The organism is Pseudomonas paraeruginosa (assembly GCF_003025345.2).
Taxonomy (GTDB): Bacteria; Pseudomonadota; Gammaproteobacteria; order Pseudomonadales; family Pseudomonadaceae; genus Pseudomonas; species Pseudomonas paraeruginosa.
The window spans coordinates 6,031,361-6,054,370 of the sequence record NZ_CP020560.1 but is presented as its reverse complement, the minus strand read 5'-3'; the positions used below and the strand labels follow the sequence as shown (position 1 = coordinate 6,054,370).

Below are 23,010 nucleotides of genomic sequence, written 5' to 3'. Positions count from 1 at the left end.
AAATTGATTTTTAAATATAAATAAGAAATTTCCTAAACTTAAAGTATAGATTTCGTATTTTATATTTGAAGGTTCCTAAATTTTTATTGACGGTAACTTGTTGTTTTTCAAGGTCTATCATTCGCGTCCCTGTCCCTGGCTATAACACTGACTACTTCAGCATGCCTTTTGCCAATGGAATGCAGGACGGGTTTGATGCGCCTTGAAAAAGGCATGGTTATTCCAGATCCATAGGAACCTGCAATGTTTTCCATGAATATGAACGTTCCGTTCGTGAAAGAACGAAGCGAAGGTATTGTTCGCTCTTCGAAAAACAGGAATTCGCGTTATCTGCTGCTGTCTTTTTCCCTTGCGGCGCTTTCATCCATGTCCGGTGTCGCTTTCGCCGATGAGACCGGGTATACGACCAATGATGAACTGCGGTCCGCCGAGAGCAGCCTGAACAATCGCATCGATCGCGCTTCCACGACGCTCGACAACAAGCTCTCCCAGGTCGCCAGCGATGTCGCCAGGGTTGACAGCAAGGTCGATGCCAGCGAAAGACGCCTGCAGGAAAATATCGATGGCAACAAGGCGGACATCGAGCAGAAGGTGGTCGATAGCGAGACACGCCTGCAGAAGAACATCGACGACAACGTGAACCAGTTGAACGGCCGCATCGATACGGTCAGCGATCGCGCCAGCGATCTCGAGAACGGCAGAAGCGGGATGGTCCAGGTGAATACACCCGCCCGCGGACCGGTCCCCGGTCCCAAGGCGAGCGGCGCCAATTCGATGGCGGCGGGCTCCGCGGCCGAGGCTTCTGGCAACGACAGCACCGCGCTGGGCAACAATGCGAAGGCGACGGCGAACAACAGCATCGCCCTCGGCGACAGCTCGGTCGCCGATCGCGCGAACTCGCTGTCGGTCGGCAGCCGTGGGCATGAGCGGCAGATCACCAACGTCGCCGACGCCACGCAGGGCACCGACGCGGTGAACCTGAGGCAGATGAACGAAGGCCTGCGGGTGACCGAGGAGAATGCCCGGCACTACACCGATCAGCGCTTCAACCGCCTGCACAAGAAGATCGAGGACCTCGACGACGACCTGAGCGCGGGTATCGCCGGCGCCATGGCGATGGCCGCGCTGCCACCGCCCTACCAGGCCGGCGGTACCTCCACCGGGATTGGCGCGGCCACCTATCGGGGCCAGTCCGCGCTGGCCTTCGGCCTGTCGTCGATCAGCAAGGACGGCAAGTGGAGCACCCGGCTCAGCGGCAACATGAATACCGCTGGCGATGCTGGCGCCGCGGTGGGCGTGGGTTACAACTGGTAAGGCGGCTGGCTTGCCGGCCGCCGGGCCGGGGGAGGGCGTGGATGTCGCGCGGCCTGCCCCGGCTTCCTTCAGAGATCCTTCGCCAGCTCCACCGACGCCTGCCGCCCTCCGCGCTGCAATAGCGCCAGATAGACCAGCCCCACGGCGATCCAGGCCAGGCCGAGCAACTGCGCATCGAGGCTCATGCTGTACAGCACGTAGGCGATGATCGCCAGGCCCACCAGCGGGAACAGCAGGTGGCGTAGCCAGCGGCCGGAGCGCTGGCGGCGGAAGTAATGGTTGATCACGCTCAGGTGCAGCAGGCAGAAGCCGGTGAGGGCGCCGAAGTTCACCAGCGAAGTGAGTACGTCCGGCGCGTCGAGGAAGGCCCAGCCGATCGCCAGCGACAGCACCGCCACCAGGTACAGGCTGACGTGCGGCGTCTGGTAGCGCGGATGGACCCTGGCCAGTGCCCGCGGCAGCTTGCCATCGCGGGCCATCGAATAGAGCAGGCGCGACACCGCCGCCTGCGAGGTGATCGACACGGTGACACCCCAGGCCAGCGCGGTGGCCACCGCGGTCAGCATCGACAGCCACTGGCCACCGGCCGCTTCGGCGATCTCGTAGAAGGCGGTGTCCGCCGACCTGAAGGTCATCCCGGCGGCGAGGTCGGTGGCCAGCCAGGTCTGTGCGATGAAGATGCCGCCCATGACGAACAGTGCGACCAGCGCGGCGCGGCCGATCTGCCGCGCGGGATCGCCCTTGACCTCCTCGGCGAGGGTGGAGATGGCGTCGAAGCCGAGGAACGACAGCACGGCGATCGAGGCAGCCTTCATCACCAGGCCGAGGTCGAAGGCCTCCGGGCGATACAGCGGTTCGAGGGTCAGCCGGCCGTTGCCCAGGCCGCCTTCCAGCGCCTGGTAGCCGACCACCAGGAAGATCGCCAGGACCACCAGCTCGCCGACCAGGAACAACAGGTTGGCGCGTGCGGCGAAGGTGATGCCGCGCAGGTTGACCAGGGTCGCCGAGACCAGGAACAGGAGCATCCAGGCCAGCTTGGGAATCGCCGGGAACAGGTGGTTCAGCGCCAGCGCGCTGAACACGTAGAGCAGCGGTGGGATCAGCAGGTAGTCGAGCAGCAGCACCCAGCCGGCGAGGAAACCGACATGGGGATGGATGCCGCGCTGTGCGTAGGAATACACCGAGCCGGCAATGGGAAACGCCTTGGCCATGGCCCCGTAGCTGAGGGCGGTGAAGAGCATCGCCAGCATGCCCACCAGGTAGGCCATCGGCACCATGCCGTGGGCGTCGGCGTGGACCCAGCCGTAGACCCCGAACGGGGCGATGGGGATCATGAAGATCATCCCGTAGATGATCAGGTCGCTCAGGGACAGGCTGCGGCGCAGCTGTTGCCGGTATCCGAACTGTTCGATGGCCATGACGGGCTCCTCGGGAAAAGGCAGCGTATTGTCGTTATCGGCGCCGCGTTGGGGGCGGGTCTCTTTCTCGTTATGGGCGACCGGTCGCGCCGGTCATCGTCTCAGAGCCAGGGATGCAGCCGCTCGGCCCAGGTGCGTACCGCTTCCGGCGTACGCAGTCCATCGTTGCGGATTTCCAGCAGAACCGCCTCCAGGCCACGCGCATCGCCGTGCACGGGGACGGTGGTGTCCTCCGCCGGGTCTATGGCGTATGGCTGGTTGCCGGCGACCTCCAGGCCCTGCCGGCGCAGGCCGTCGAGGATGCGTTCGGCATAGGCGCCGGCGTTTCGATAAAGCACCCCGGCAACCAGCGGGCGGGGTCTGCCGTGGTAGACCGGGGTAAAGCTGTGCACGCCGACCACGCGGGTCGGCAGGCCGGCGGCCTGGCGCTGGTCGAGCAGTTGCGCCAGGCGATCGTGGAACGGATGGAACAGGCAGTCCTGCCGATAGCGGCGGACCGCCTCGGATAGTGCGTGGTTGCCGGGGACCGGATAGATCTCGCTGTGTGGCGGGATGCTGTCGGGGGCCTCCAGCGGCCGGTTCAGGTCAATCAGCAGGCGCGAGTAGCCGGCCGCCAGCAAGGGGGCGTCGAGGTGCCGGGACAGCTGTTCGGCCAGCGCCAGGGCGCCGATGTCCCAGGCGATGTGCTCTTGCGCGGCGGCCTCGTCCAGGCCCAGGCGCTGCAACTCCAGTGGGATGTGCCGGCTGGCGTGCTCGCAGACCAGCACCACCGGGCTGCGGCCTTCGGGATTGAGCAGGCGGAAGGGCGGCAATTGGTAGATGCCGAGTTCGGCGTTGTCAGTAGAGCTCGGCATAGTGGCGGCACAGGTCGTCGTCGGAAAGGCCCGCCGTCAGCGCCAGTTCGTGGCGCTTCATGGCGATGTAGGTGTCCAGCAGCGGCTTCGGCAGCTCGGCGCACAGCGCCTCGTCGCGCTGCAGGCGTTCGAGGGCTTCGCCGAGAGTCGCAGGCAGGGCCTGGATGCCACGCTCGCGGCGCTCCTCCTCGCTGAGGCCGTGCGGGTCGACGTCGGCCACGGCGCGCAGCGGCAGGCGCTGCTCGATACCCAGGCGGCCGGCGATGAGTACCGCGGCCATCGCCAGGTGCGGACAGGCGCTGGCGTCCATAGGCCGGAATTCGAGGTTGTACTGCTTGCCCAGCGGCTTGCCGCCGACGCTGACCACCGGGCAGATACGCAGCGCCGCCTCGCGGTTGCGCAGGCCCAGGCAGGCATAGGCGGCGCTCCAGTGGTGGGGTTTCAGGCGCAGGTAGGAAGCGGCGGTCGGCGCGGTCAGCGCGCACAGTGCCGGCAGGTGCGCGAGCACCCCGGCGGCCCAGTGCTCGCCGAGCTCGGAAAGGTCGTTGGGGCGGCCGGGTTCGTACAGCAGCGGGCTGCCGTCGGTGTGCTGCAGGCTCAGGTGCAGGTGCACGCCGTTGGTCACCGCGCCGGGCGCCGGCAGCGGCGCGAAGCAGGTGCGCAGGCCCATCTGCCGGGCCACCTCGCGGGTCACCTCGCGGACGTTCACCGCACGGTCGGCGGCCGCCACGCCCTGGGTCGGGCGGCAGGTCACCTCGTACTGGCGCTGGCCGTATTCGGGCAGGAACATCTCCGGTTCGGTGCCGGCCTGGGCCAGAGCGCTCACCAGCCAGCCGGGGAATTGCCCGGCGGCGCGCTGCGCCTGCAGGGAGAAGGCCGCCGCCGGACGTTCGCCGGGAAGCCCGAGCAGGCTGAACTCGTGTTCGAACGCGGCGGTAATCTGCAGGCCGCAGTCACGGTAGCGCTCCACTTCGGCCCGCAGCAGGCTGCGCGGGCAGGCCGGCCACGGCGTGCCGTCGGTCTCCACCAGGTTGCCGTGCAGGTAGTCGAGGGCCGGCGCCAGGGGGTCGGGGCCCTGCTCGACGCGCACCCGGCTGTTCGGATCGGGCAGCAGGCGCAGGTCGCCGTGGCTGCCCCAGGGGCTGCTTTCGTCGATCAGGTCCTGCGGGGTCAGCGAGCTGTTCGCCGGCACCCAGCCGCAGCCGCTGGCCAACTGCTCCTCCAGGGTTGCCAGGGGCAGCGAGCGGCCACGGGTGATGCCGGCCAGGTCGGTGGTGACGAAGCTGACCAGGCGTACCGGCTGCAGGCGGTTCACGGATTGCTCCGGCCGAGAGCGGCGATACGTTGCAGGACGGTCTCGGTGTCGCTGATCCAGCAGTAGCCCTTGATCGCTTCCAGGCAGGCCTGGTGGCGCTCGGGAGTGTGGGTGGCGCAGGCATCCTCGACCAGGGTCACCAGGTAGCCGCGGTCGGCGGCGTCGCGCACGGCCATGTCCACGCACTGGTCGGTGACCACCCCGCAGACGATCAGGTGGCGGGTGCCGAGGTTGCGCAGCACGTAGTCGATGGCGGTGGAATTGAACACTCCGGAAGAAGTCTTCGGCAGCACGATCTCGTTGGCGCTCGGCTCCAGGGCGTCGATGACGCGGGCATCCGGGCTGCCCTTGGGCAGGTGCATTTCCGACAGCTTGTGGTCCAGCGAGCGATCGCGACCATCGGCGGTGAGACTCTCGATGATGGTGTGCAGGACGTTCTCGTCCACCGCGCGCATCGCCCGCAGCAGGCGCTGCTGGTTGGGGATCACCTGGTTGTGCACGCGCTCGTAGAAGTAGCTGGCCGCCTGCGGGTCGACATGTGGATCGCGCCCCGGCTCGACCCAGGCGCGCTGCATGTCGACGAACAGGATGGCGGTCTGCCGGCGGCCGAACGGCAGGTCGCGGGGCGAATGGTGGGGCAGGCTGAACATCGGGTCATTCCTCCAGGAGATGGCTGCTGAACGCGTCGCGGAGCTGGTCGATGCCCTCCAGGCGTTCGTCGAGCGGCGCGCCCATGCGCGCCACCAGGGTCGCTACCAGCGCCTCGACCTGGGCCATGGCCGGCACCAGCGAGTCGAAGGGCGAGGCGGATTCCACCGGCGAACTGACGATCAGGTCGGCGTGTTCGCGCAGCGGCGAGGCGTAGATGTCGGTGAACAGCACCAGCCGCGCGCCACGGGCCTTGGCGGCCTGGGCGACGTGTTGGGCCTGGCTCTGGTAGCGGCGGTAGTCGAACAGCACCAGCAGGTCCTGGCGGCCGAGGTCGTAGAGCTGGTCGGGAAGCAGGCCACCGTCGTCGAGCAACCGGCAGTGCGGGCGCAGCAGGCGCAGGTGGGTCACCAGGTAGCCGGCGAGGAAGCGGCTGAAGCGGCCGCCGTGGCAATGCACGCGCAGGCGGCTGTCGAGCAGCCAGTCGGCGAGGCGCTGGATGTCGTCAGGGCGGGTCAGGCCGAGGGTCTGCTGCAGGCTCTGGCCGGCCTGGTCGAGGTAGCGCGCCCAGGTGTCGTCGCGGCCCATCCGCTCGCGGCGTTCGGCGAGCAGGGTGCGCGGCGAGCGCAGGCGATCGTCGACATCGGCCAGCAGGGCTTCCTGGAAGTCGCCGTAGCCGGCGAAACCGAGCTTCTTCACCAGGCGCATGATGGTCGGGTCGCTGACCCCGGCGTGCCGGGCCAGGCGCGTCATCGGCCCGAGACCGAGGCGCGGGTAGTCGTCGAGCAAGGCGCGCACCACCTTGCGCTCGGCGGGCGTCAGTTCGGTGGGCGGGGAAGCCAGGCGTTGTTTTAGTTCTTGCATGGGGCGTCCTCGAAGGAGGATCGATTTTGTAGTGAATTTTTCATTTTGTTCAATATGTGAAGGAATGTTTTTTTCACTACATCCACGTGAAGACTCCAGGTGCAGGGGAGCGGAAACGAAAAAGCCCGGTCGAAGACCGGGCTTTTCCCAGGGCGGTTACGCGGCGTGGCTCAGAAGGCCGGCACCACCGCACCTTTGTACTTCTCCTGGATGAATTGCTTCACCTCGGCGCTGTGCAGGGCCTTGGCCAGCTTCTGCATGGCGGCGCTGTCCTTGTTGTCCGGGCGCGCCACCAGGATGTTCACGTAGGGCGAATCGCTGCCCTCGATGGCCAGTGCGTCCTTGGTCGGGTTCAGCTTGGCTTCCAGGGCGTAGTTGGTGTTGATCAGCGCCAGGTCGACCTGGGTCAGCACGCGCGGCAGGGTCGCGGCTTCCAGTTCACGGATCTTGATGCTCTTCGGATTGTCGACGATGTCCTTCGGCGTGGCGGTGATGCTCTTGTTGTCCTTGAGCTTGATCACCCCGGCCTTGTCCAGCAGGAGCAGGGCGCGGCCGCCGTTGGTGGCGTCGTTGGGGATCACCACGGTGGCGCCGGAAGGCAGTTCGTCGAGTTTCTTGTACTTGCTCGAGTAGGCGCCCAGCGGCTCGATGTGCACGCCGGTGACGGCGACCAGGTCGGTGCCCTTGGCCTTGTTGAATTCGTCGAGGTACGGCTGGTGCTGGAAGAAGTTGGCGTCCAGGCGCTTTTCCGAGACCTGCACGTTCGGCTGCACGTAGTCGGTGAATTCCTTGATCTTCAGTTCCACCCCTTCCTTGGCCAGCAGGGGCTTGACCACGTCGAGGATCTCCGCGTGCGGCACCGGGGTCGCGGCGACGGTGAGGGTCTCGGCGGCCTGGGCGGTGCCGAGGCCGAGCGCCGCGACAGCGGAGAAAGCAGCAAGCAGTTTTTTCATCTTCAACTCCTTTCGAGGTGTTCCTGGCGGCTGTGGATAACCGCGGCGCTCAGGGTTTTGGGCTTGGCCGGCAAGCTTACTTGCGCGAGAAGTGCACCACCAGCTTGTCGCCCACGGTTTGCAGAATCTGGACGAGGATCAGCAGCATCACCACGGTGACCACCATCACATCGGTCTGGAAGCGCTGGTAGCCGAAGCGGATCGCCAGGTCGCCCAGCCCACCGGCGCCGACCACGCCGGCCATCGCCGTGTACGAGACCAGGGTGATGGCGGTGACGGTGATGGCGGCGATGATGCCCGGCCGGGCTTCCGGCAGCAGGGCGTTCCAGATGATCTGCCGGGTGCTGGCGCCCATCGCCTGGGTTGCCTCGATGATGCCCTTGTCGACCTCGCGCAGGGCGGTTTCCACCAGGCGCGCGAAGAACGGCGTGGCGCCTACCACCAGCGGCGGGATGGCCCCGGCGACGCCCAGCGAGGTGCCAGTGATCAGTACGGTCAGCGGGATCATCACGATCAGCAGGATGATGAACGGCAACGAACGGAGGATGTTCACCACCAGCGAGAGCAGGGTGTAGACCGCCTTCTGCTCGAACATCTGCCGCGGCCCGGTAAGAAACAGCAGGACGCCGAGGGGCAGGCCGAGGACCACCGTGAACAGCAGCGAACCGCCGAGCATCCAGAAGGTGTCGACGCTGGCCAGCCAGATTTCGTACCAGTCGATGTTGGCGAAGCTCATGGTTTCGAAGAAGTCCATCAGCGCAGTACCTCCACATGTACGTCAGCGGCGTTCAACTGGCTCATGGCGGCTTCCAGGTCACCGCCGACCAGGGCCAGGGTCAGCTGGCCGTAGGGCGTGTCCTTGATCCGGTCGATGCGTCCGGAAAGGATGCTGTAGTCGACCCCGTTCTGCCGCGCCACGGTGCCCAGCAGCGGGGCGTAGGTGGCTTCGCCGCGGAAGGTCAGGCGCAGGATCAGGCCCGGCACGTGGGCGAAGTCGTCGTGGCGCTCGTCTTCGTCGACCCGTTCGGCCTCGAAGACGAAGCGGCGGGTGGTCGGGTGCTGCGGGTGGAGGAAGACATCGGCGACAGCGCCCTGCTCGACGATGCTGCCGCCGTCCATGACCGCGACCTGGTCGCAGACGCGGCGGATCACGTCCATCTCGTGGGTGATGAGGACGATGGTCAGCTTCAGTTCGCGGTTGATTTCCGCCAGCAGTTGCAGGACCGAGGCGGTGGTCTGCGGATCGAGGGCGCTGGTGGCCTCGTCGCAGAGCAGGATGCTCGGCCGGCAGGCCAGGGCGCGGGCGATGCCGACGCGCTGCTTCTGCCCGCCGGATAGCTGTGCCGGGTACTTGCGCGCGTGGTCGGACAGGCCGACCCGCGCGAGCAGCTCCGCGACCCGTGCGTCGATCTCGGCGCGGCTGTGGCCGCCGGCCAGGCGCAGGGGCATCGCGATATTGTCGGCGACGGTCTTCGACGACAGCAGGTTGAAGTGCTGGAAGATCATCCCGACGCGCTGGCGGAAACGGCGCAGGCCTTCGGCGTCGAGGGCGGTGACGTCCTCGCCTTCGACCAGGATGCGCCCGCCGCTGGGTTCCTCGAGGCGGTTGATCAGGCGCAGCAGGGTGCTCTTGCCGGCGCCGGAATGGCCGATCAGGCCGAAAATCTGCCCGGCCTGGATGTTCAGGCGGGTCGGTTGCAGGGCGGGGATTTCCCGGCCGGCGACGCGATAGGTCTTGTGGACGTCGTGGAATTCGATCACTGGGCGAACCTTGTGGGTGCGGCGATGCGGTTACGGCTGGAGCACGGGCTTGGCAGGAAGCGGAGGTGGTCAGCTAAACCGAGCATTCTACCCTGCTTTCTTATGCGTTATTAATATTTGTTGGTGATGGAAAAACATAAAAAAGGAATAAGCATCTAGACCGCCGCTGCCCGCCGGGACGGGACTGGCGGCCTTCAGGCCTGCGGCGTGAGGATCAGCCGGGTCGGCTTGTCGGCTTGCACGACATGGCTGAGCTGCAGGTCGAAATCGGGCGCGAGTTTTTTCACCCGCACCAGCAACTGGTCGGAAATCAGCGGGTAATCGCTGTCGCGGCGCACTTCGATATGCACCTTGCAACGATAGGCGACGACATCCGCAGCCACCGCATCGAGCACCCCGCCGAGGCCGGCCTGGCCGGTGCCGTCGAGCATCGGCAGCGGCACCGCGCTGCTCGCCGCGTGCGGGTCGATCAGGCGTGGCGTGCCGGGGAGCGGCTTCAGCTCGCCGGCGGGCGGCGCCTGGATGATCTGCTGCATCTGCTGCCGGGCCGCCTCCTGCATGCGCCGGGCTTGTTCGGCACGGGCTGGGTCGACCTTGGCGCGGTTGATCGCGCCGTCCAGCCCGGCGGTCAGTGCCGGGGCCTTGGGCATCAGCCCGCGGGCGTGGCCGAGGGCGCTGGTGGCGGTGTTCAGGTCGCCCTGGCGCAGGGCGGTCTCGCCGCGTTGCATGTAGGCCTCGGCCAACTGGCGGCGGAACGCTTCGACGCGCTCGTCGCCTGCGGCGGCGCTGCGCAGGGCCAGCCATTGTTGCTCGGCCTGTTCGAGCCTGCCGGCGGCCAGGGTCCGTTGCAGTTCGGCGTAGGGATCGGCGGGCTGCGCCTGGGACGCGACCTGCGGCGCCGGTTGCGACGACGCGTTGCCCTGGCAGGCGCTGATCAGCAGCGCCGCGGCCAGGACCGATAGCAGGCGAAACAGGGGCGACATCATTCCTGCGGATTCTCGTTTGGTCAAAAAATGGCCAGATTCTACACCGTGCGGCGGGGCAGGACAAAACTCAGCAGGAACAGGCCGGCGGCGCTGACCACGATCGAGGGCCCGGCAGGGGTGTCCTTGAACCAGGACAGTGCCAGCCCGGCGCACACCGCGACCAGCCCCAGCAGGCTGGCGCCGATCGCCATCTGCTCGGGACTGCGGGCGTGACGCTGGGCGGCGGCGGCGGGGATGATCAGCAGCGAGGTGATCAGCAGCACGCCGACGATCTTCATCGCCACGGCGATGACGATGGCGATCAGCAGCATCAGCGCCAGGCGGATCGCGCCGACCGGCAGGCCTTCCACCTTCGCCAGTTCCTCGTGCACGGTGATCGCCAGCAGCGGCCGCCAGAGGAAGCAGATCAGCGCCAGGACCAGCGCGCTGCCGGCGATTATCCACAGCAGGTCGGTGGCGCTCACCGCCAGCAGGTCGCCGAACAGGTAGGCCATCAGGTCGACCCGCACTTCCTTCATGAAGCTCAGGGTCACCAGGCCCAGCGACAGGGTGCTGTGGGCGAGGATCCCCAGCAGGGTGTCGGCGGCCAGCGGCTGGCGCTGCTGCAGGGTCACCAGGAGCACGGCGAGCAGCACGCAGCCGACGGTTACCGCCAGGGTCGGGCTGACGTCGAGGAGAAAGCCCAGGGCCACGCCGAGCAGGGCGGCGTGGGACAGGGTGTCGCCGAAATAGGCCATCCGCCGCCAGACCACGAAGGAGCCCAGGGGGCCGGCCACCAGGGCCAGGGCGAGGCCGGCGAGGAGGGCGTTGAGCAGGAAGTCAGCCATGGTTGCAATCGGGGCCGTGTTTGTGGACAGGAGTGAAACGGGTGCCTGGAGGCAAGGCGCCGGGGCCGGCCCTGACCACCTCGCCGTGGAGGTCGTGGGCATGGTCGTGATGGTGGTGGTAGATCGCCAGGCTGCGCGCGTCCTGGCCGAACAGCTCGACGAAGGCCGGGTCGCCGCTGACCTGCTCGGGGTGCCCGGAGCAGCATACATGGCGGTTCAGGCAGACCACCTGGTCGGTGGCGCTCATCACCAGGTGCAGGTCGTGGGAGACCATCAGCACGCCGCAGCCGTAGCGGTCGCGCAGTTTGCCGATGAGCCGGTAGAGTTCGGCCTGGCCGGCGACGTCGACGCCTTGCACCGGCTCGTCGAGCACCAGCAGCTCGGGCTTGCGCAGCAGGGCGCGGGCCAGCAGCACGCGTTGCAACTCGCCGCCGGAAATGCTCTGCAACGGGCGCTCCAGCACGTGCGCTGCGCCGACCTCGCGCAACGCCGCCAGCGCCTGCTCGCGCCTCACCCCGGGCACCAGGCGCAGGAAGCGCAGCACGCTGAGCGGCAGGGTGGCGTCGACGTGGAGTTTCTGCGGCATGTAGCCGATGGTCAGCCTCGGCCGTCGCCAGACCTCGCCGACGTGCGGCTTGAGCAGGCCGAGCACGCTGCGTACCAGGGTGGTCTTGCCGGCGCCGTTGGGGCCGATCAGGGTGACGATCTGCCCGGGCTCGATGGCCAGGTCGACATCGCTCAGTACCGCCTGGCCATTGAAGGACACGCCGACCCGGGCCAGCCGCACCAGTGCCTTGTCCATCAGGCGTCCTTCCGGTCCCGGCAGGTGCCGCAGAGGCCGACCACCTCGACGGTCTGGCTTTCCACGGCGAAGCCGACGCTGGTGGCGCCGGCGACGATGGCCTGGCTGATGTCCGGTTGCTCCAGCTCGATGGCGGTGTGGCAGGCACGGCAGATCAGGAACTGGCCCTGGTGGCTGTGCTCCGGGTTGTTGCAGCCGACGAAGGCGTTGAGCGAGGCGATGCGGTGCACCAGGCCGTTCTCCTGGAGGAAATCCAGGGCCCGGTAGACGGTCGGCGGCGCGGCGCGACGACCATCGGTTTCGCTGAGCACCGCAAGGATGTCATAGGCCCCCAGCGGCTTGTGGCTCTGCCAGACCAGCTCCAGCACGCGCCGGCGCAATTCGGTCAGGCGCACGCCCAGGCGCGCGCACAGCGCATCGGCCTCGGCCAGCGCGGTGCTGACGCACTGGCTGTGGTCATGGGGCTGGCAGGCCAGCGGGGTCTTGGGCGCAATCTTGTACATGGGCTGCGACGCTCGAGGGTAGAGACGTTATTATATTACCCGCTTACCACCCTTTCATGTGAGTGCCGCCGTGTCCCTGCGCCCCCTTGCCCTGCTGTCCGCCTGCTTCGCCCTGTTCCTGCTGGCTTCGCCGGCGCGCGCCGAGGTCAGCGTGCTGACCAGCATCAAACCGCTGCAACTGGTCGCCGCGGCCATCCAGGACGGCGTCGGCCAGCCCGACGTGCTGCTGCCGCCGGGCGCCTCGCCGCACCAGTACGCCCTGCGTCCTTCCGACGTACGGCGCCTGCGCGAGGCGCAACTGTTCTACTGGGTCGGCTCGGACCTGGAGAACTTCCTGCCCAAGGTGCTCGCCGGTCGCCAGGGCGGCAGCGTGGCGGTGCAGGACCTGCCGGGGATGCACCTGCGCAAGTTCGTCAATTTCGAGGAAGAGGAGCATGCCGGGCACGACGAGCACGATCATGACCATCGCCCCGGCATGCTCGACGCCCATCTCTGGCTGTTGCCGGCCAACGCCCGGACCATCGCCGCGCGGATGGCCGAGGACCTGGCCCAGGCCGACCCGGCCAACGCCGGGCGCTACCGGGCCAACCTGAAGGCCTTCGAGGAGCGCCTCGGCGGGCTTGACGAGAAACTCCGCGAACGCCTGGGCAAGCTCGCCGGCAAGCCGTTCTTCGTCTTCCACGAGGCCTTCGACTATTTCGAGGAAGCCTATGGCCTGCGCCATACCGGGGTGTTCGCGGTATCCGCGGAAGTGCAGCCGGGCGCCCGCCATGTCGCCGCCATGCGCGCCCAGCTGAAGGCCGCCGGTCCGGCCTGCGTGTTCAGCGAGCCGCCGCTGCGCCCGCGCCTGGCCGATACCCTCAGCGAGGGCCTGCCGGTGCGCCTGGCCGAGCTGGACGACCTGGGCGTGAACGTGGCGGTGGATGCCAACGGCTACGAGAATCTCCTGAACAACCTGGCAGGCGAATTTGCCGGCTGTCTGGAAAAGCTCTGAAAACCCGTGACTGATGGCCGCGCCCTCTTGCGCGCGGCGTCCCGATGACTAAGGTTGTCTGTTGGTGCCTGACACAAGATATTGATTCCTGTCAGGTATGGACAACTAGATGTTGCGTACGGTGGCCGGCTTCGGACACCCCAACAACCATCGGGAGGTTAATCAGCGGATGGCCAAGACAGACGCACGCAGTCCCCGCACCGAACGCGGGACCATCGCCCTGCAGGACGCGTCGCAGGATATCTGGGACAAGAAGTACCGTCTCAAGAGCAAGGACGGCACGCCGGTGGATGCCAGCGTCGACGGTACCTGGCAACGCGTCGCCCGGGCCCTCGCCGATGTCGAGGACAAGGCCTCCCGCGAACACTGGTACGGGCGCTTCCTCTGGGCCCTGCGCAACGGCGCCATCCCGGCCGGGCGAATCATCTCCAACGCCGGCGCGCTGGGGCACAAGCCGGCCACCTCGACCATCAACTGCACGGTGTCCGGGACTATCCAGGACTCCATGGACGACATCCTGGAGAAAGTCCACGAGGCCGGCCTGACGCTCAAGGCCGGCTGCGGCATCGGCTATGAGTTCAGCACCCTGCGTCCGCGCGGCGCCTACGTTTCCGGTGCCGGCGCATACACCAGCGGGCCGCTGTCGTTCATGGACATCTACGACAAGATGTGCTTCACCGTCAGCTCCGCCGGCGGCCGCCGTGGGGCGCAGATGGGCACCTTCGACGTCAGCCACCCGGACGTCCGCGAATTCATCCGCGCCAAGCGCGAGGACGGGCGCTTGCGCCAGTTCAACCTGAGCCTGCTGATTACCGACCAGTTCATGCAGGCGGTGGAGCAGGACGCCGACTGGCCGCTGGTGTTCCCGGTGCACGTGAAGGAGCGCGACGAGATCGATCTCGACGACCCCAACGCGGTGGTCTGGCGCGAATGGCCGACCCAGGACAACTACGTCCAGCGCGCCGACGGACTGGTCGCCTGCAAGGTCTACGGCCAGGTCCGCGCCCGCCACCTGTGGGACATGATCATGGCCTCCACCTACGACTACGCCGAGCCCGGCTTCATCCTCATCGACCGGGTCAACGAGCTGAACAACAACTGGTGGTGCGAGGCGATCCGCGCCACCAACCCCTGTGGCGAGCAGCCGCTGCCGCCCTACGGCTCCTGCCTGCTCGGCTCGGTGAATCTCACCTGCTTCGTCGAGCAGCCGTTCGGCGACGAGGCGCGCTTCGACTGGGATCGCTTCCGCGAAGTGGTGCGGGTGTTCACCCGGATGCTCGACAACGTGGTGGAAATCAACGGCCTGCCGCTGCAACAGCAACGCCAGGAAATCCTTGGCAAGCGCCGGCATGGCATGGGTTTCCTCGGGCTGGGCTCGACCCTGACCCTGCTCAAGCTGCGCTACGGCAGCCCCGAGGCCTGCGTGTTCACCGAGGAAGTGGCGCGGGAAATGGCCCTGGTGGGCTGGGAAGTGGCCCTGGAACTGGCCAGGGAGAAGGGCCCGGCGCCGATCCTGGCGCAGGACTACGAAGTCACCGCGGAAATGCTTCGCAAGCGTCCGGAAATGGCCGCCGACGGCTACAAGGTCGGCGACCGTATCCGTGGCAGCGTGCTTCACGCCAAGTATTCGCGCTACATGCAGCGGGTCGCCGAACATGCTCCGGAACTGATCGAGGCGTTGGCGGAAACCGGCGCGCGCTTCACCCACCACAGCTCCATCGCGCCGACCGGGACCATCAGCCTGAGCCTGGCCAACAACGCCTCCAACGGTATCGAGCCGAGTTTCGCCCACCACTATTCGCGCAACCTGATCCGCGAAGGCCGCAAGACCAAGGAGAAGGTCGAGGTCTACAGCTACGAGCTGCTGGCCTACCGGACCCTGGTCAACGCCCAGGCCCTGCCGGACAGCGACGACCCGGCGCGACGCCTGCCGGACTACTTCATCACCGCCGACAGTGTCACCCCGGCGCAGCACGTGGACATCCAGGCGGCGGCGCAGAAGTGGGTCGATTCGTCGATCTCCAAGACCGCCAACGTGCCCACCGACTATCCGTTCGAGGACTTCAAGGACATCTACCGCTACGCCTGGCACCAGGGACTCAAGGGCTGCACCACCTTCCGTTTCAATCCCGAGGCGTTCCAGGGCGTGCTGGTCAAGGAGTCCGACCTGGAGAAGACCCGCTACCGCTTCGAGCTGGAGGACGGCAGCGTGGTGGAGTTCAAGGGCAACGAGCAGGTCGAGTACGACGGCGAGATCCACACCGCCGCCAACCTCTTCGACGCCTTGAAAGAAGGCTATTACGGCAAGTACTGAGGCCGGGGGAATCGATATGTCAGCAGTCAAGATCACGCAGAAGATCAAGGGCTTCAAGGTCGTCAACGAAGCCGAGGAACAAGCCCTGGCCGCCGCTGCCGAAGCCGCGTCGGTGGTGCAGATGGACGAGACCCTGGAGCGCCCGGACACCCTGATCGGCGCCACCTACAAGATCAAGTCGCCGCTGTTCGAGCACGCGCTCTACGTGACCATCAACGACATGGTCCTCAATGCCGGCACGGCGCACGAGCAGCGGCGCCCCTTCGAGATCTTCATCAACTCGAAGAACATGGATCATTTCCAGTGGATCGTGGCACTTACCCGCATCATGTCTGCGGTTTTCCGCAAGGGGGGTGATTGCACCTTCCTCGTCGAGGAGCTCAAGGCGGTATTCGACCCGCGCGGCGGCTACCTGAAGAAGGGGGGCATCTACATGCCTTCCATCGTCGCCGAGATCGGCGGCGTGCTGGAGCGCCACCTGACCGCCATCGGCCTGTTGCGCGGCCCCGAGCTGGACGAGGAACAGCGCCTGTTCCTCGCGGAAAAGCGCGCCGCCTACGAGGCCGCCCAGGGCACCAGCAAGGTCGAGCCGGGCGAAGGCTTCCCCGCCGGCGCGCAACTGTGCGGCAAGTGCAACACCATGGCGGTGGTACAAATGGACGGCTGCGCCACCTGCCTCAACTGCGGCCACTCGAAATGTGGGTGAGCACTTGAAAAACGCATGCGTTTTTCAATGCGAACGACCGGCCAGGATGGCCGGGCCGGGGGTGGGCTGAACGACGAAGCCTCGACAGGATGTCAACTCGGCCTCACCCAAGACGCCAAACCGCATGCGTTTTGAAGGGCGAACGACCGGCCAGGATGGCCGGGCCGGGGGGTGGCTGAACGACGAAGCCTCGACAGGATGTCGGCTCGGCCTCACCCCAAGACGCCGAACCGCATGCGTTTTTCAATGCGAACGACCGGCCAGGATGGCCGGGCCGGGGGTGGGCTGAACGACGAAGCCTCGACAGGATGTCAACTCGGCCTCACCCGAGACGCCGAACCGCATGCGTTTTTCAATGCGAACGACCGGCCAGGATGGCCGGGCCGGGGGTGGGCTGAACGACGAAGCCTCGACAGGATGTCAACTCGGCCTCACCCAAGACGCCAAACCGCATGCGTTTTGAAGGGCGAACGACCGGCCAGGATGGCCGGGCCGGGGGAGGGCTGGACGACGAAGCCTCGACAGGATGTCAGCTCGGTCTCACCCAGGACGCCGAAGCGCATGCGTTTCGAAAGGTGGGCGAGGGAGTGCAGCACGCTCCCCCGCTGCCTTCCTACAACGCAAACGGCAAATGAATCTCCACCTTCTGCCGTTGTGCCAGACGCATCTGGAATTCCGTCGGATCATGGATCAGCACGTCCTGCCCGGCGAACGCCTCGGCGGCGATCAGCCGCGACAGCCAGAAACGCACGCAGGCGACCCGCAGCAGGGCCGGCCAGTGCTCGGCTTCCAGCGCGGTGAACGGCCGGCGGTTGGCGTAGGCGCCGAGCAGGGCGCGGGCGCGGGCCGGGTCCAGGCTGCCGTCGGCGGTGGAGCACCAGTCGTTGAGAGCGATCGCCAGGTCGTAGAGCATCCAGCCGGAGCAGGCGTTGTAGAAGTCGATCAGGCCGGTCAGGTGCGGGCCGTCGAACAGCACGTTGTCGCGGAACAGGTCGGCGTGCAGGTTGGCGCGCGGCAGCGCCGGACGTTCGGCATGCAGCGCGGCGATTTCCGCCAGGGCCGGGGCGAGCAGGGCCTGGGCGGGTTCCGCCAGGCGCGGGGCGAGGCTTGCGCCTTGCTCCAGCATCCAGGCCAGGCCGCGGTCGCTGGGGCGCTCGATGATGCGTTCGCGGGTGGCGGCGTGCAGGTGGCCGAGCAGGTCGCCGACCTCCTGACAGTGATGGGCGTTCGGCTGCCGTTCGTGGCGGCCGGCCAGGCGCGGCTGCAGCAGCGCCGGCTTGCCTTCGAGGCGGCGCAGCGCCTCGCCGTCGCGGGTGCGCAGGGCGTAGGGTACCGGCAGGCCGTCCTCGTGGAGCACGTCGAGCAGTTCGATGAAGAACGGCAGGTCCTGCACCGGACCGCGCTCGACCAGGGTCAGGACGAACTCGCCGCGCTCCAGGCTGACGAAGAAATTGCTGTTCTCGGAACCTTCGGCGATGCCGCGGAAGTCCCGCAGGCGGCCCAGCTCGTAGGGGGCGAGGAAGGCTTCCAGGGTCGGACGTTCAAGTGGGGTGAACACCGACATGTCAGTGCGGCCTCGCCAGGTTGGAAATGCACATCACCAGCTGAAGATCTCCCATTGTGGAATCAGCTTGTCCGGCTGGTCGGAGCGGATGAAGTTGCCATCGCTGCCGTCGGCGCGGACCAGGAAATAGGGTTTGCCATGCTTGGGAACCACCTTGATGGCGTAGAGGAAACCATTGACGCGGTATTCCTGGATGGTCTTGTCGCCCTCCTGGCGGATGGTTACGTCGGGCTCGCCGGAGGGCGCATCGTCGTCCGCCGCCAGCGCGACGAGCGGGGCGAACGCCAGCAGTCCGGCGAGCATCAAGCGGTTCAGCGTACGCATGGTAACCTTGCTCCTTTATCGAATCGTCCAGGGTTCATTCTACACGCCCTGGTCTCCGGAAAAGGTTGATTCCCCTCATGAGCCAAGCGCCCCTCGTCCTGGTGGACGGTTCCTCGTACCTGTACCGCGCCTTCCATGCCCTGCCGCCGCTGACCACCTCGACCGGCAAGCCCACCGGCGCGGTGAAGGGCGTGCTGAACATGCTCCTGAGCCTGCGCAAGCAGTATCCGGACAGCCCGTTCGCGGTGGTCTTCGACGCCAAGGGCCCGACCTTCCGCGACGAACTGTTCGCCGAGTACAAGGCCAACCGGCCATCGATGCCCGACGACCTGCGGGTCCAGGTCGAGCCGCTGCATGCCAGCGTCCGCGCCCTCGGCCTGCCGCTGCTGTGCGTGGAAGGGGTCGAGGCCGACGACGTGATCGGCACCCTGGCGCGCAGCAGTGCCGCGGCCGACCGCCCGGTGGTGATCTCCACCGGCGACAAGGACATGGCGCAACTGGTCGACGGGCACATTACGCTGGTCAACACCATGACCGGTAGCCGCCTCGACGTGGATGGCGTGAAAGAGAAATTCGGCGTCGGTCCCGAGCTGATCATCGATTTCCTCGCCCTGATGGGCGACAAGGTCGATAACATTCCCGGCGTCCCCGGGGTCGGCGAAAAGACCGCGCTGGGCCTGCTGACCGGCGTCGGCGGCGGGCTGGAGGTGCTCTACGCGAGCCTGGACAAGGTACCCGAGCTGCCGATCCGCGGCGCCAAGGGCCTGCCGGCGAAACTGGAGGAGAACCGCGAGCAGGCGTTCCTTTCCTACCAATTGGCGACCATCAAGACCGATGTCGAACTCGACGTGCAGCTCGACCAGCTGTATCCCGGCGAACCGCAGCGCGAGGCGCTGATCGCCCTGTACCGCGAGCTGGAATTCAAGAACTGGCTCGATGACCTGCTGCGCGAGGCCAAGGAGGCCGGCGAGAGCGGCGAGGCGGAGACGCCGATCCAGGCCGAGGTCGACTACGACGTGGTGCTCGACCAGGCCGGTTTCGACGCCTGGCTGAAGAAGCTCGAGCAGGCCGAGCTGATCGCCTTCGATACCGAGACCACCAGCATCGACGCCCAGCAGGCGCAGGTGGTCGGCGTATCCTTCGCGGTGAAGGAGGGCGAGGCCGCCTACGTGCCGCTGGCCCACAGCTACATGGGCGTTCCCGACCAACTGGAGCGTGACGCGGTGCTGCGCGCGTTGAAACCGCTGCTGGAGGATCCGCAGAAGCTCAAGGTCGGCCAGCACGCCAAGTACGACATCAATGTCCTGGCCAATGCCAGCACGCCCATCGCGATGCAGGGCGTGGCCTACGACACCATGCTCGAGTCCTATGTGCTGGACTCCACCGCCACCCGCCACGACATGGACAGCCTGGCCCTGAAGTACCTCGGCCACAGCACCATCCGTTTCGAGGACATCGCCGGCAAGGGCGCCAAGCAACTGACCTTCGACCAGATCGCCATCGAACAGGCCGGGCCCTACGCCGCGGAGGACGCCGACGTCACCCTGCGCCTGCACCAGGCTCTGTGGCAGAAGCTGGAAGCCATTCCTTCCCTGGCCCGGGTCCTGACCGATATCGAGATGCCGCTGGTGCCGGTGCTGGCGCGGATCGAGCGCAACGGCGCGCTGGTCGACGCCAACCTGCTGGGCATCCAGAGCCGCGAGCTGGGCGAGAAGATGGTCGCCCTGGAGCGCCAGGCCTATGACCTGGCCGGGCAGGAGTTCAACCTCGGCTCGCCCAAGCAGCTTGGCGCGATCCTCTACGACAAGCTCGGCCTGCCGGTGCTGAGCAAGACCGCCACCGGCCAGCCGTCCACCGCCGAGGCGGTGCTCGCCGAACTGGCCGAGCAGGACTTCGAGCTGCCCAAGGTGATCATGCAGTACCGCTCCATGAGCAAGCTCAAGAGTACCTACACCGACCGCCTGCCGGAGCAGATCAACCCGCGCACCGGGCGCATCCATACCTCCTACCATCAGGCGGTGGCGGCTACCGGGCGGTTGTCGTCGAGCGATCCGAACCTGCAGAACATCCCGATCCGCACCGCCGAGGGCCGGCGCATCCGCCAGGCGTTCATCGCGCCGCAGGGCTACAAGCTGCTGGCGGCCGACTACTCGCAGATCGAACTGCGGATCATGGCCCACCTGGCCAAGGACGAAGGCCTGCTGGACGCCTTCCGCCACGATCTGGACGTACACCGCGCCACCGCGGCGGAAGTCTTCGGCGTGCCGCTGGAAGACGTCAGCGGCGACCAGCGACGCAGCGCCAAGGCGATCAACTTCGGGCTGATCTACGGCATGAGCGCCTTCGGCCTGGCCAAGCAGATCGGCGTCGAGCGCAAGGAAGCCCAGGCCTACATCGATCGTTACTTCGCCCGCTACCCCGGGGTGCTGGCGTACATGGAGCGGACCCGCGCGCAGGCCGCCGAGCAGGGCTTCGTCGAGACCCTGTTCGGCCGCCGCCTGTACCTGCCGGAAATCCATTCGAAGAACGGCGCCATGCGCAAGGCCGCGGAGCGGACGGCGATCAACGCGCCGATGCAGGGCACTGCGGCGGACATCATGAAGCGCGCCATGGTCTCTGTGGATAACTGGCTGCGGGAAAGCGGCCTGGATGCCCGGGTAATCCTCCAGGTGCACGACGAATTGGTGCTGGAGGTACGCGAGGACCTGGTCGGGCAGGTGCGCGAGGGGATTCGCCCGCTGATGAGCGGGGCGGCGTCCCTGGACGTACCGCTGGTGGTCGAGGCGGGCATCGGTTCGAACTGGGACGAAGCCCACTGATGAACGGTTGTGGGGCCCGTATGGCGGGCCTTGCGAGCAGGTCCGGAGTGCCTGGGGTGGATGCCGTGGAAAAGTTTTTCGCGGCGCGCTGAACTTTCCCGTTTTGCCGACAGTCAGAACACACGAATGGCTGATTGAGCCCTTCGATGCTCCTTTGCAGTGTTTAGTGTTGGCAGATTCCTGGACCCCGCCCTAGCGGTCCGGACTTGAACCCCGAACTTCCCCCTCCCCATACGAAGCTCGGGGTTTTTTTTGCCTGGAATTCAGGCTTCCCCGACCGGCTCTTCGTCCTCGTCCAGCAAGCCCAGCCATTGCGCCAGGACCATTTGCGCCTCGTCGACACCCTGGCGCTTGGGCGCGGAGAACAGCTGCAGGCTGGCGACATCGCCCCAGCCCTGCTGGACTTCGCGGCGCACCTTGAGCAGGGCGTTCTTCGCCGCGCCGAAGGCCAGCTTGTCGGCCTTGGTCATCAGCACATGGATCGGCAGCTGGCTGGCCTGGGCCCAGTCCAGCATGAGGCGGTCGAAGTCGGTCAGCGGATGGCGGATGTCCATCATCAGGAACACCCCGGCCAGGCTTTCGCGGCTGCTCAGATAGGCTTCCAGATGGCGTTGCCAGTGCTGCTTGAGCGGGATCGGCACCTTGGCGTAGCCGTAGCCGGGCAGGTCGACCAGCCGCCGCGACTCGTCCAGGCTGAAGAAGTTGAGCAACTGGGTGCGGCCGGGGGTCTTCGAGGTACGTGCCAGGTTGGCGTGGGTGAGGGTGTTCAGCGCGCTCGACTTGCCGGCGTTGGAGCGTCCGGCGAAAGCGACTTCCAGGCCCTCGTCGGGTGGGCACTGGTCGACCTGGGCGGCGCTGATGAGAAAGCTGGCCTTCTGGCACAGGCCGACGATGGGGTTCTTCTCTGACATGGGTTATCCACAGGGGTGCGACTCGGTGTCGCGGGGGCTGTTTCGTTTCCGTTTCGGTATCGGAAGTATATAATGCCGCGGATTTTGTGTGCGCTTTATCCCCCAGGGTCGAGCGCGCGCGGGAACGGACAGAGCATTTTTCCGCGCGGTAGAACGCGGGCGTTCCCCCTGATGAGGACGATCATGAAGAAACTGCTGCTCGCAGCGACAGTCGTTGCGGCGGCCGTTACGGCGCAGGCGGCGCAGGACCCGGAAGCAGTGTTCAACCGGACCTGTGGCGCGTGTCACGACGGCCAGCTGCCGACGGCGCCGAAAAAGGGCGACCATGCCGCCTGGGAGCCGCGGCTGGCCAAGGGCATGCCGACCCTGGTCCAGCATGTGACCAACGGATTCAACGCCATGCCGCCGCGCGGCCTGTGCACCGACTGCAGTGCCGAAGACTACCAGGCAACCATCCAGTGGATGGTGAAGAAGTAGCCGAAGCCCACTATCTTTCACCCTTAGCCGTAATTGGATTAGCTGATGAACAAACTTCTCGTGAGTCTGCTGTTGACCCTGGGTCTGACCGGCCTTGCCCATGCCGCTGGCGATGCCGCCGCGGGCCAGGCCAAAGCCGCGGTATGCGGCGCCTGCCACGGTGCGGATGGCAACAGCCCGGCGCCGAACTTCCCGAAACTGGCCGGCCAGGGCGAGCGTTACCTGCTCAAGCAGATGCATGACATCAAGGACGGCAAGCGTACCGTGCTGGAAATGACCGGCCTGCTGACCAACCTCAGCGACCAGGACCTGGCCGACATCGCCGCCTACTTCGCCAGCCAGAAGATGAGCGTCGGCATGGCCGATCCGAACCTGGTGGCCCAGGGTGAAGCGCTGTTCCGCGGCGGCAAGATCGCCGAGGGCATGCCGGCCTGCACCGGCTGCCATTCCCCGAGCGGCGTCGGCATCGCCACCGCCGGCTTCCCGCACCTGGGCGGCCAGCACGCGACCTACGTGGCCAAGCAGCTGACCGACTTCCGCGAAGGCACCCGTACCAACGACGGCGACACCAAGATCATGCAGTCCATCGCCGCCAAGCTGTCGAACAAGGACATCGCCGCGATTTCCAGCTACATCCAGGGTCTGCACTGATCGCT

The 23,010-nt window shown here is 66.5% G+C and carries 22 protein-coding genes; 7 read left to right on the top strand and 15 right to left on the bottom strand.

Annotated elements, in window-relative coordinates; genetic code table 11:
• Positions 1 to 243 precede the first annotated feature (243 nt).
• Positions 244 to 1,314 (top strand): YadA family autotransporter adhesin, encoded by a 1,071-nt coding sequence (locus B7D75_RS28630; protein ID WP_185269350.1) that lies wholly within the window; start codon positions 244 to 246, stop codon positions 1,312 to 1,314.
• Between the two features lie 68 nt (positions 1,315 to 1,382).
• On the opposite strand, the gene B7D75_RS28625 is transcribed toward B7D75_RS28630, so the two are convergent.
• The 12 genes from B7D75_RS28625 to zur form a co-directional block, all read right to left on the bottom strand.
• Complete coding sequence (locus tag B7D75_RS28625) at positions 1,383 to 2,732, bottom strand: APC family permease (RefSeq protein WP_034080727.1); 1,350 nt, start codon at positions 2,730 to 2,732, stop codon at positions 1,383 to 1,385.
• 101 nt (positions 2,733 to 2,833) lie between these two features.
• A complete protein-coding gene (locus B7D75_RS28620; RefSeq protein ID WP_079381756.1) occupies positions 2,834 to 3,502 on the bottom strand; it encodes an N-formylglutamate amidohydrolase in 669 nt (222 codons plus the stop codon).
• A 67-nt stretch (positions 3,503 to 3,569) separates the two neighbouring features.
• Positions 3,570 to 4,901 carry a glutamine synthetase family protein gene (locus tag B7D75_RS28615; protein WP_033997674.1) on the bottom strand — a complete coding sequence of 444 codons (1,332 nt, stop codon included), beginning with the start codon at positions 4,899 to 4,901 and terminating at the stop codon, positions 3,570 to 3,572.
• On the bottom strand, positions 4,898 to 5,551 hold the full coding sequence (locus tag B7D75_RS28610) for an isochorismatase family cysteine hydrolase (protein WP_003155422.1): 654 nt from the start codon (positions 5,549 to 5,551) through the stop codon (positions 4,898 to 4,900). The genes B7D75_RS28615 and B7D75_RS28610 overlap by 4 nt, the downstream gene beginning before the upstream one ends.
• A gap of 4 nt (positions 5,552 to 5,555) precedes the next feature.
• The gene (gene qapR / locus B7D75_RS28605; RefSeq protein WP_003155421.1) at positions 5,556 to 6,413 is read right to left on the bottom strand and encodes a transcriptional repressor QapR; all 858 of its coding nucleotides are present in this window, start codon (positions 6,411 to 6,413) and stop codon (positions 5,556 to 5,558) included.
• A gap of 170 nt (positions 6,414 to 6,583) precedes the next feature.
• Positions 6,584 to 7,366, bottom strand: a complete 783-nt coding sequence (locus tag B7D75_RS28600; RefSeq protein WP_003155419.1) for a MetQ/NlpA family ABC transporter substrate-binding protein — start codon at positions 7,364 to 7,366, stop codon at positions 6,584 to 6,586.
• 76 nt (positions 7,367 to 7,442) lie between these two features.
• A complete protein-coding gene (locus B7D75_RS28595) occupies positions 7,443 to 8,120 on the bottom strand; it encodes a methionine ABC transporter permease (RefSeq protein WP_003097004.1) in 678 nt (225 codons plus the stop codon).
• Positions 8,120 to 9,127, bottom strand: a complete 1,008-nt coding sequence (locus B7D75_RS28590; RefSeq protein WP_107114634.1) for a methionine ABC transporter ATP-binding protein — start codon at positions 9,125 to 9,127, stop codon at positions 8,120 to 8,122. The genes B7D75_RS28595 and B7D75_RS28590 overlap by 1 nt, the downstream gene beginning before the upstream one ends.
• Positions 9,128 to 9,321: 194 nt before the next feature.
• Complete coding sequence (locus tag B7D75_RS28585; protein WP_079383526.1) at positions 9,322 to 10,110, bottom strand: PA5502 family lipoprotein; 789 nt, start codon at positions 10,108 to 10,110, stop codon at positions 9,322 to 9,324.
• A 41-nt stretch (positions 10,111 to 10,151) separates the two neighbouring features.
• Positions 10,152 to 10,940: a zinc ABC transporter permease subunit ZnuB gene (gene znuB / locus B7D75_RS28580; protein WP_003155417.1), complete on the bottom strand. Its 789-nt coding sequence runs from the start codon at positions 10,938 to 10,940 to the stop codon at positions 10,152 to 10,154.
• Positions 10,933 to 11,742, bottom strand: a complete 810-nt coding sequence (gene znuC, locus B7D75_RS28575; protein WP_012078063.1) for a zinc ABC transporter ATP-binding protein ZnuC — start codon at positions 11,740 to 11,742, stop codon at positions 10,933 to 10,935. The genes znuB and znuC overlap by 8 nt, the downstream gene beginning before the upstream one ends.
• Entirely contained in the window at positions 11,742 to 12,245 is a 504-nt protein-coding gene (gene zur / locus B7D75_RS28570; protein WP_012078062.1) for a zinc uptake transcriptional repressor Zur, read from the bottom strand. The genes znuC and zur overlap by 1 nt, the downstream gene beginning before the upstream one ends.
• A 70-nt stretch (positions 12,246 to 12,315) precedes the next feature.
• Here zur and B7D75_RS28565 point away from each other — a divergent pair, with 70 nt between their 5' ends.
• The 3 genes from B7D75_RS28565 (at position 12,316) to B7D75_RS28555 (ending at position 16,259) form a co-directional block, all read left to right on the top strand.
• Complete coding sequence (locus B7D75_RS28565) at positions 12,316 to 13,239, top strand: zinc ABC transporter substrate-binding protein ZnuA (protein WP_043099707.1); 924 nt, start codon at positions 12,316 to 12,318, stop codon at positions 13,237 to 13,239.
• A gap of 109 nt (positions 13,240 to 13,348) precedes the next feature.
• Complete coding sequence (locus B7D75_RS28560) at positions 13,349 to 15,553, top strand: adenosylcobalamin-dependent ribonucleoside-diphosphate reductase (RefSeq protein WP_107114633.1); 2,205 nt, start codon at positions 13,349 to 13,351, stop codon at positions 15,551 to 15,553.
• A 16-nt stretch (positions 15,554 to 15,569) separates the two neighbouring features.
• On the top strand, positions 15,570 to 16,259 hold the full coding sequence (locus tag B7D75_RS28555) for a TSCPD domain-containing protein (RefSeq protein WP_012078059.1): 690 nt from the start codon (positions 15,570 to 15,572) through the stop codon (positions 16,257 to 16,259).
• A 613-nt stretch (positions 16,260 to 16,872) separates the two neighbouring features.
• On the opposite strand, the gene B7D75_RS28550 is transcribed toward B7D75_RS28555, so the two are convergent.
• Together B7D75_RS28550 and B7D75_RS28545 are read right to left on the bottom strand one after the other, a co-directional pair.
• Positions 16,873 to 17,823, bottom strand: a complete 951-nt coding sequence (locus B7D75_RS28550; protein WP_107114632.1) for a homoserine kinase — start codon at positions 17,821 to 17,823, stop codon at positions 16,873 to 16,875.
• Positions 17,824 to 17,856: 33 nt separating this feature from the next.
• Positions 17,857 to 18,147 (bottom strand): DUF2782 domain-containing protein, encoded by a 291-nt coding sequence (locus tag B7D75_RS28545; protein WP_034080721.1) that lies wholly within the window; start codon positions 18,145 to 18,147, stop codon positions 17,857 to 17,859.
• Between the two features lie 77 nt (positions 18,148 to 18,224).
• Between B7D75_RS28545 and polA the strand changes: the two genes are divergently transcribed.
• Complete coding sequence (polA, locus tag B7D75_RS28540; RefSeq protein ID WP_058174428.1) at positions 18,225 to 20,966, top strand: DNA polymerase I; 2,742 nt, start codon at positions 18,225 to 18,227, stop codon at positions 20,964 to 20,966.
• A gap of 263 nt (positions 20,967 to 21,229) precedes the next feature.
• Here the strand turns inward: polA and yihA are convergent, their stop codons facing one another.
• Positions 21,230 to 21,877: a ribosome biogenesis GTP-binding protein YihA/YsxC gene (gene yihA, locus B7D75_RS28535; protein WP_012078054.1), complete on the bottom strand. Its 648-nt coding sequence runs from the start codon at positions 21,875 to 21,877 to the stop codon at positions 21,230 to 21,232.
• A gap of 183 nt (positions 21,878 to 22,060) precedes the next feature.
• On the opposite strand from yihA, the gene B7D75_RS28530 reads away from it, so the two are divergent.
• Both B7D75_RS28530 and B7D75_RS28525 read left to right on the top strand, forming a co-directional pair.
• Positions 22,061 to 22,354 (top strand): c-type cytochrome, encoded by a 294-nt coding sequence (locus B7D75_RS28530; RefSeq protein ID WP_012078053.1) that lies wholly within the window; start codon positions 22,061 to 22,063, stop codon positions 22,352 to 22,354.
• Between the two features lie 45 nt (positions 22,355 to 22,399).
• Entirely contained in the window at positions 22,400 to 23,005 is a 606-nt protein-coding gene (locus tag B7D75_RS28525) for a c-type cytochrome (protein ID WP_003102831.1), read from the top strand.
• Positions 23,006 to 23,010 lie beyond the last annotated feature (5 nt).

Excerpts from the sequence above, each read along its gene's own strand:
- znuC (WP_012078063.1), bottom strand. The coding sequence starts at position 11,742 with ATGGACAAGGCACTGGTGCGGCTGGCCCGGGTCGGCGTGTCCTTCAAT.
- qapR (WP_003155421.1), bottom strand. The coding sequence starts at position 6,413 with ATGCAAGAACTAAAACAACGCCTGGCTTCCCCGCCCACCGAACTGACG.
- yihA (WP_012078054.1), bottom strand. The coding sequence starts at position 21,877 with ATGTCAGAGAAGAACCCCATCGTCGGCCTGTGCCAGAAGGCCAGCTTT.
- B7D75_RS28550 (WP_107114632.1), bottom strand. The coding sequence starts at position 17,823 with ATGTCGGTGTTCACCCCACTTGAACGTCCGACCCTGGAAGCCTTCCTC.
- B7D75_RS28545 (WP_034080721.1), bottom strand. The coding sequence starts at position 18,147 with ATGCGTACGCTGAACCGCTTGATGCTCGCCGGACTGCTGGCGTTCGCC.
- B7D75_RS28595 (WP_003097004.1), bottom strand. The coding sequence starts at position 8,120 with ATGGACTTCTTCGAAACCATGAGCTTCGCCAACATCGACTGGTACGAA.
- B7D75_RS28610 (WP_003155422.1), bottom strand. The coding sequence starts at position 5,551 with ATGTTCAGCCTGCCCCACCATTCGCCCCGCGACCTGCCGTTCGGCCGC.
- B7D75_RS28630 (WP_185269350.1), top strand. The coding sequence starts at position 244 with ATGTTTTCCATGAATATGAACGTTCCGTTCGTGAAAGAACGAAGCGAA.
- B7D75_RS28585 (WP_079383526.1), bottom strand. The coding sequence starts at position 10,110 with ATGTCGCCCCTGTTTCGCCTGCTATCGGTCCTGGCCGCGGCGCTGCTG.
- B7D75_RS28600 (WP_003155419.1), bottom strand. The coding sequence starts at position 7,366 with ATGAAAAAACTGCTTGCTGCTTTCTCCGCTGTCGCGGCGCTCGGCCTC.
- B7D75_RS28525 (WP_003102831.1), top strand. The coding sequence starts at position 22,400 with ATGAACAAACTTCTCGTGAGTCTGCTGTTGACCCTGGGTCTGACCGGC.
- B7D75_RS28625 (WP_034080727.1), bottom strand. The coding sequence starts at position 2,732 with ATGGCCATCGAACAGTTCGGATACCGGCAACAGCTGCGCCGCAGCCTG.
- polA (WP_058174428.1), top strand. The coding sequence starts at position 18,225 with ATGAGCCAAGCGCCCCTCGTCCTGGTGGACGGTTCCTCGTACCTGTAC.
- B7D75_RS28530 (WP_012078053.1), top strand. The coding sequence starts at position 22,061 with ATGAAGAAACTGCTGCTCGCAGCGACAGTCGTTGCGGCGGCCGTTACG.
- zur (WP_012078062.1), bottom strand. The coding sequence starts at position 12,245 with ATGTACAAGATTGCGCCCAAGACCCCGCTGGCCTGCCAGCCCCATGAC.
- znuB (WP_003155417.1), bottom strand. The coding sequence starts at position 10,940 with ATGGCTGACTTCCTGCTCAACGCCCTCCTCGCCGGCCTCGCCCTGGCC.
- B7D75_RS28560 (WP_107114633.1), top strand. The coding sequence starts at position 13,349 with ATGTTGCGTACGGTGGCCGGCTTCGGACACCCCAACAACCATCGGGAG.
- B7D75_RS28555 (WP_012078059.1), top strand. The coding sequence starts at position 15,570 with ATGTCAGCAGTCAAGATCACGCAGAAGATCAAGGGCTTCAAGGTCGTC.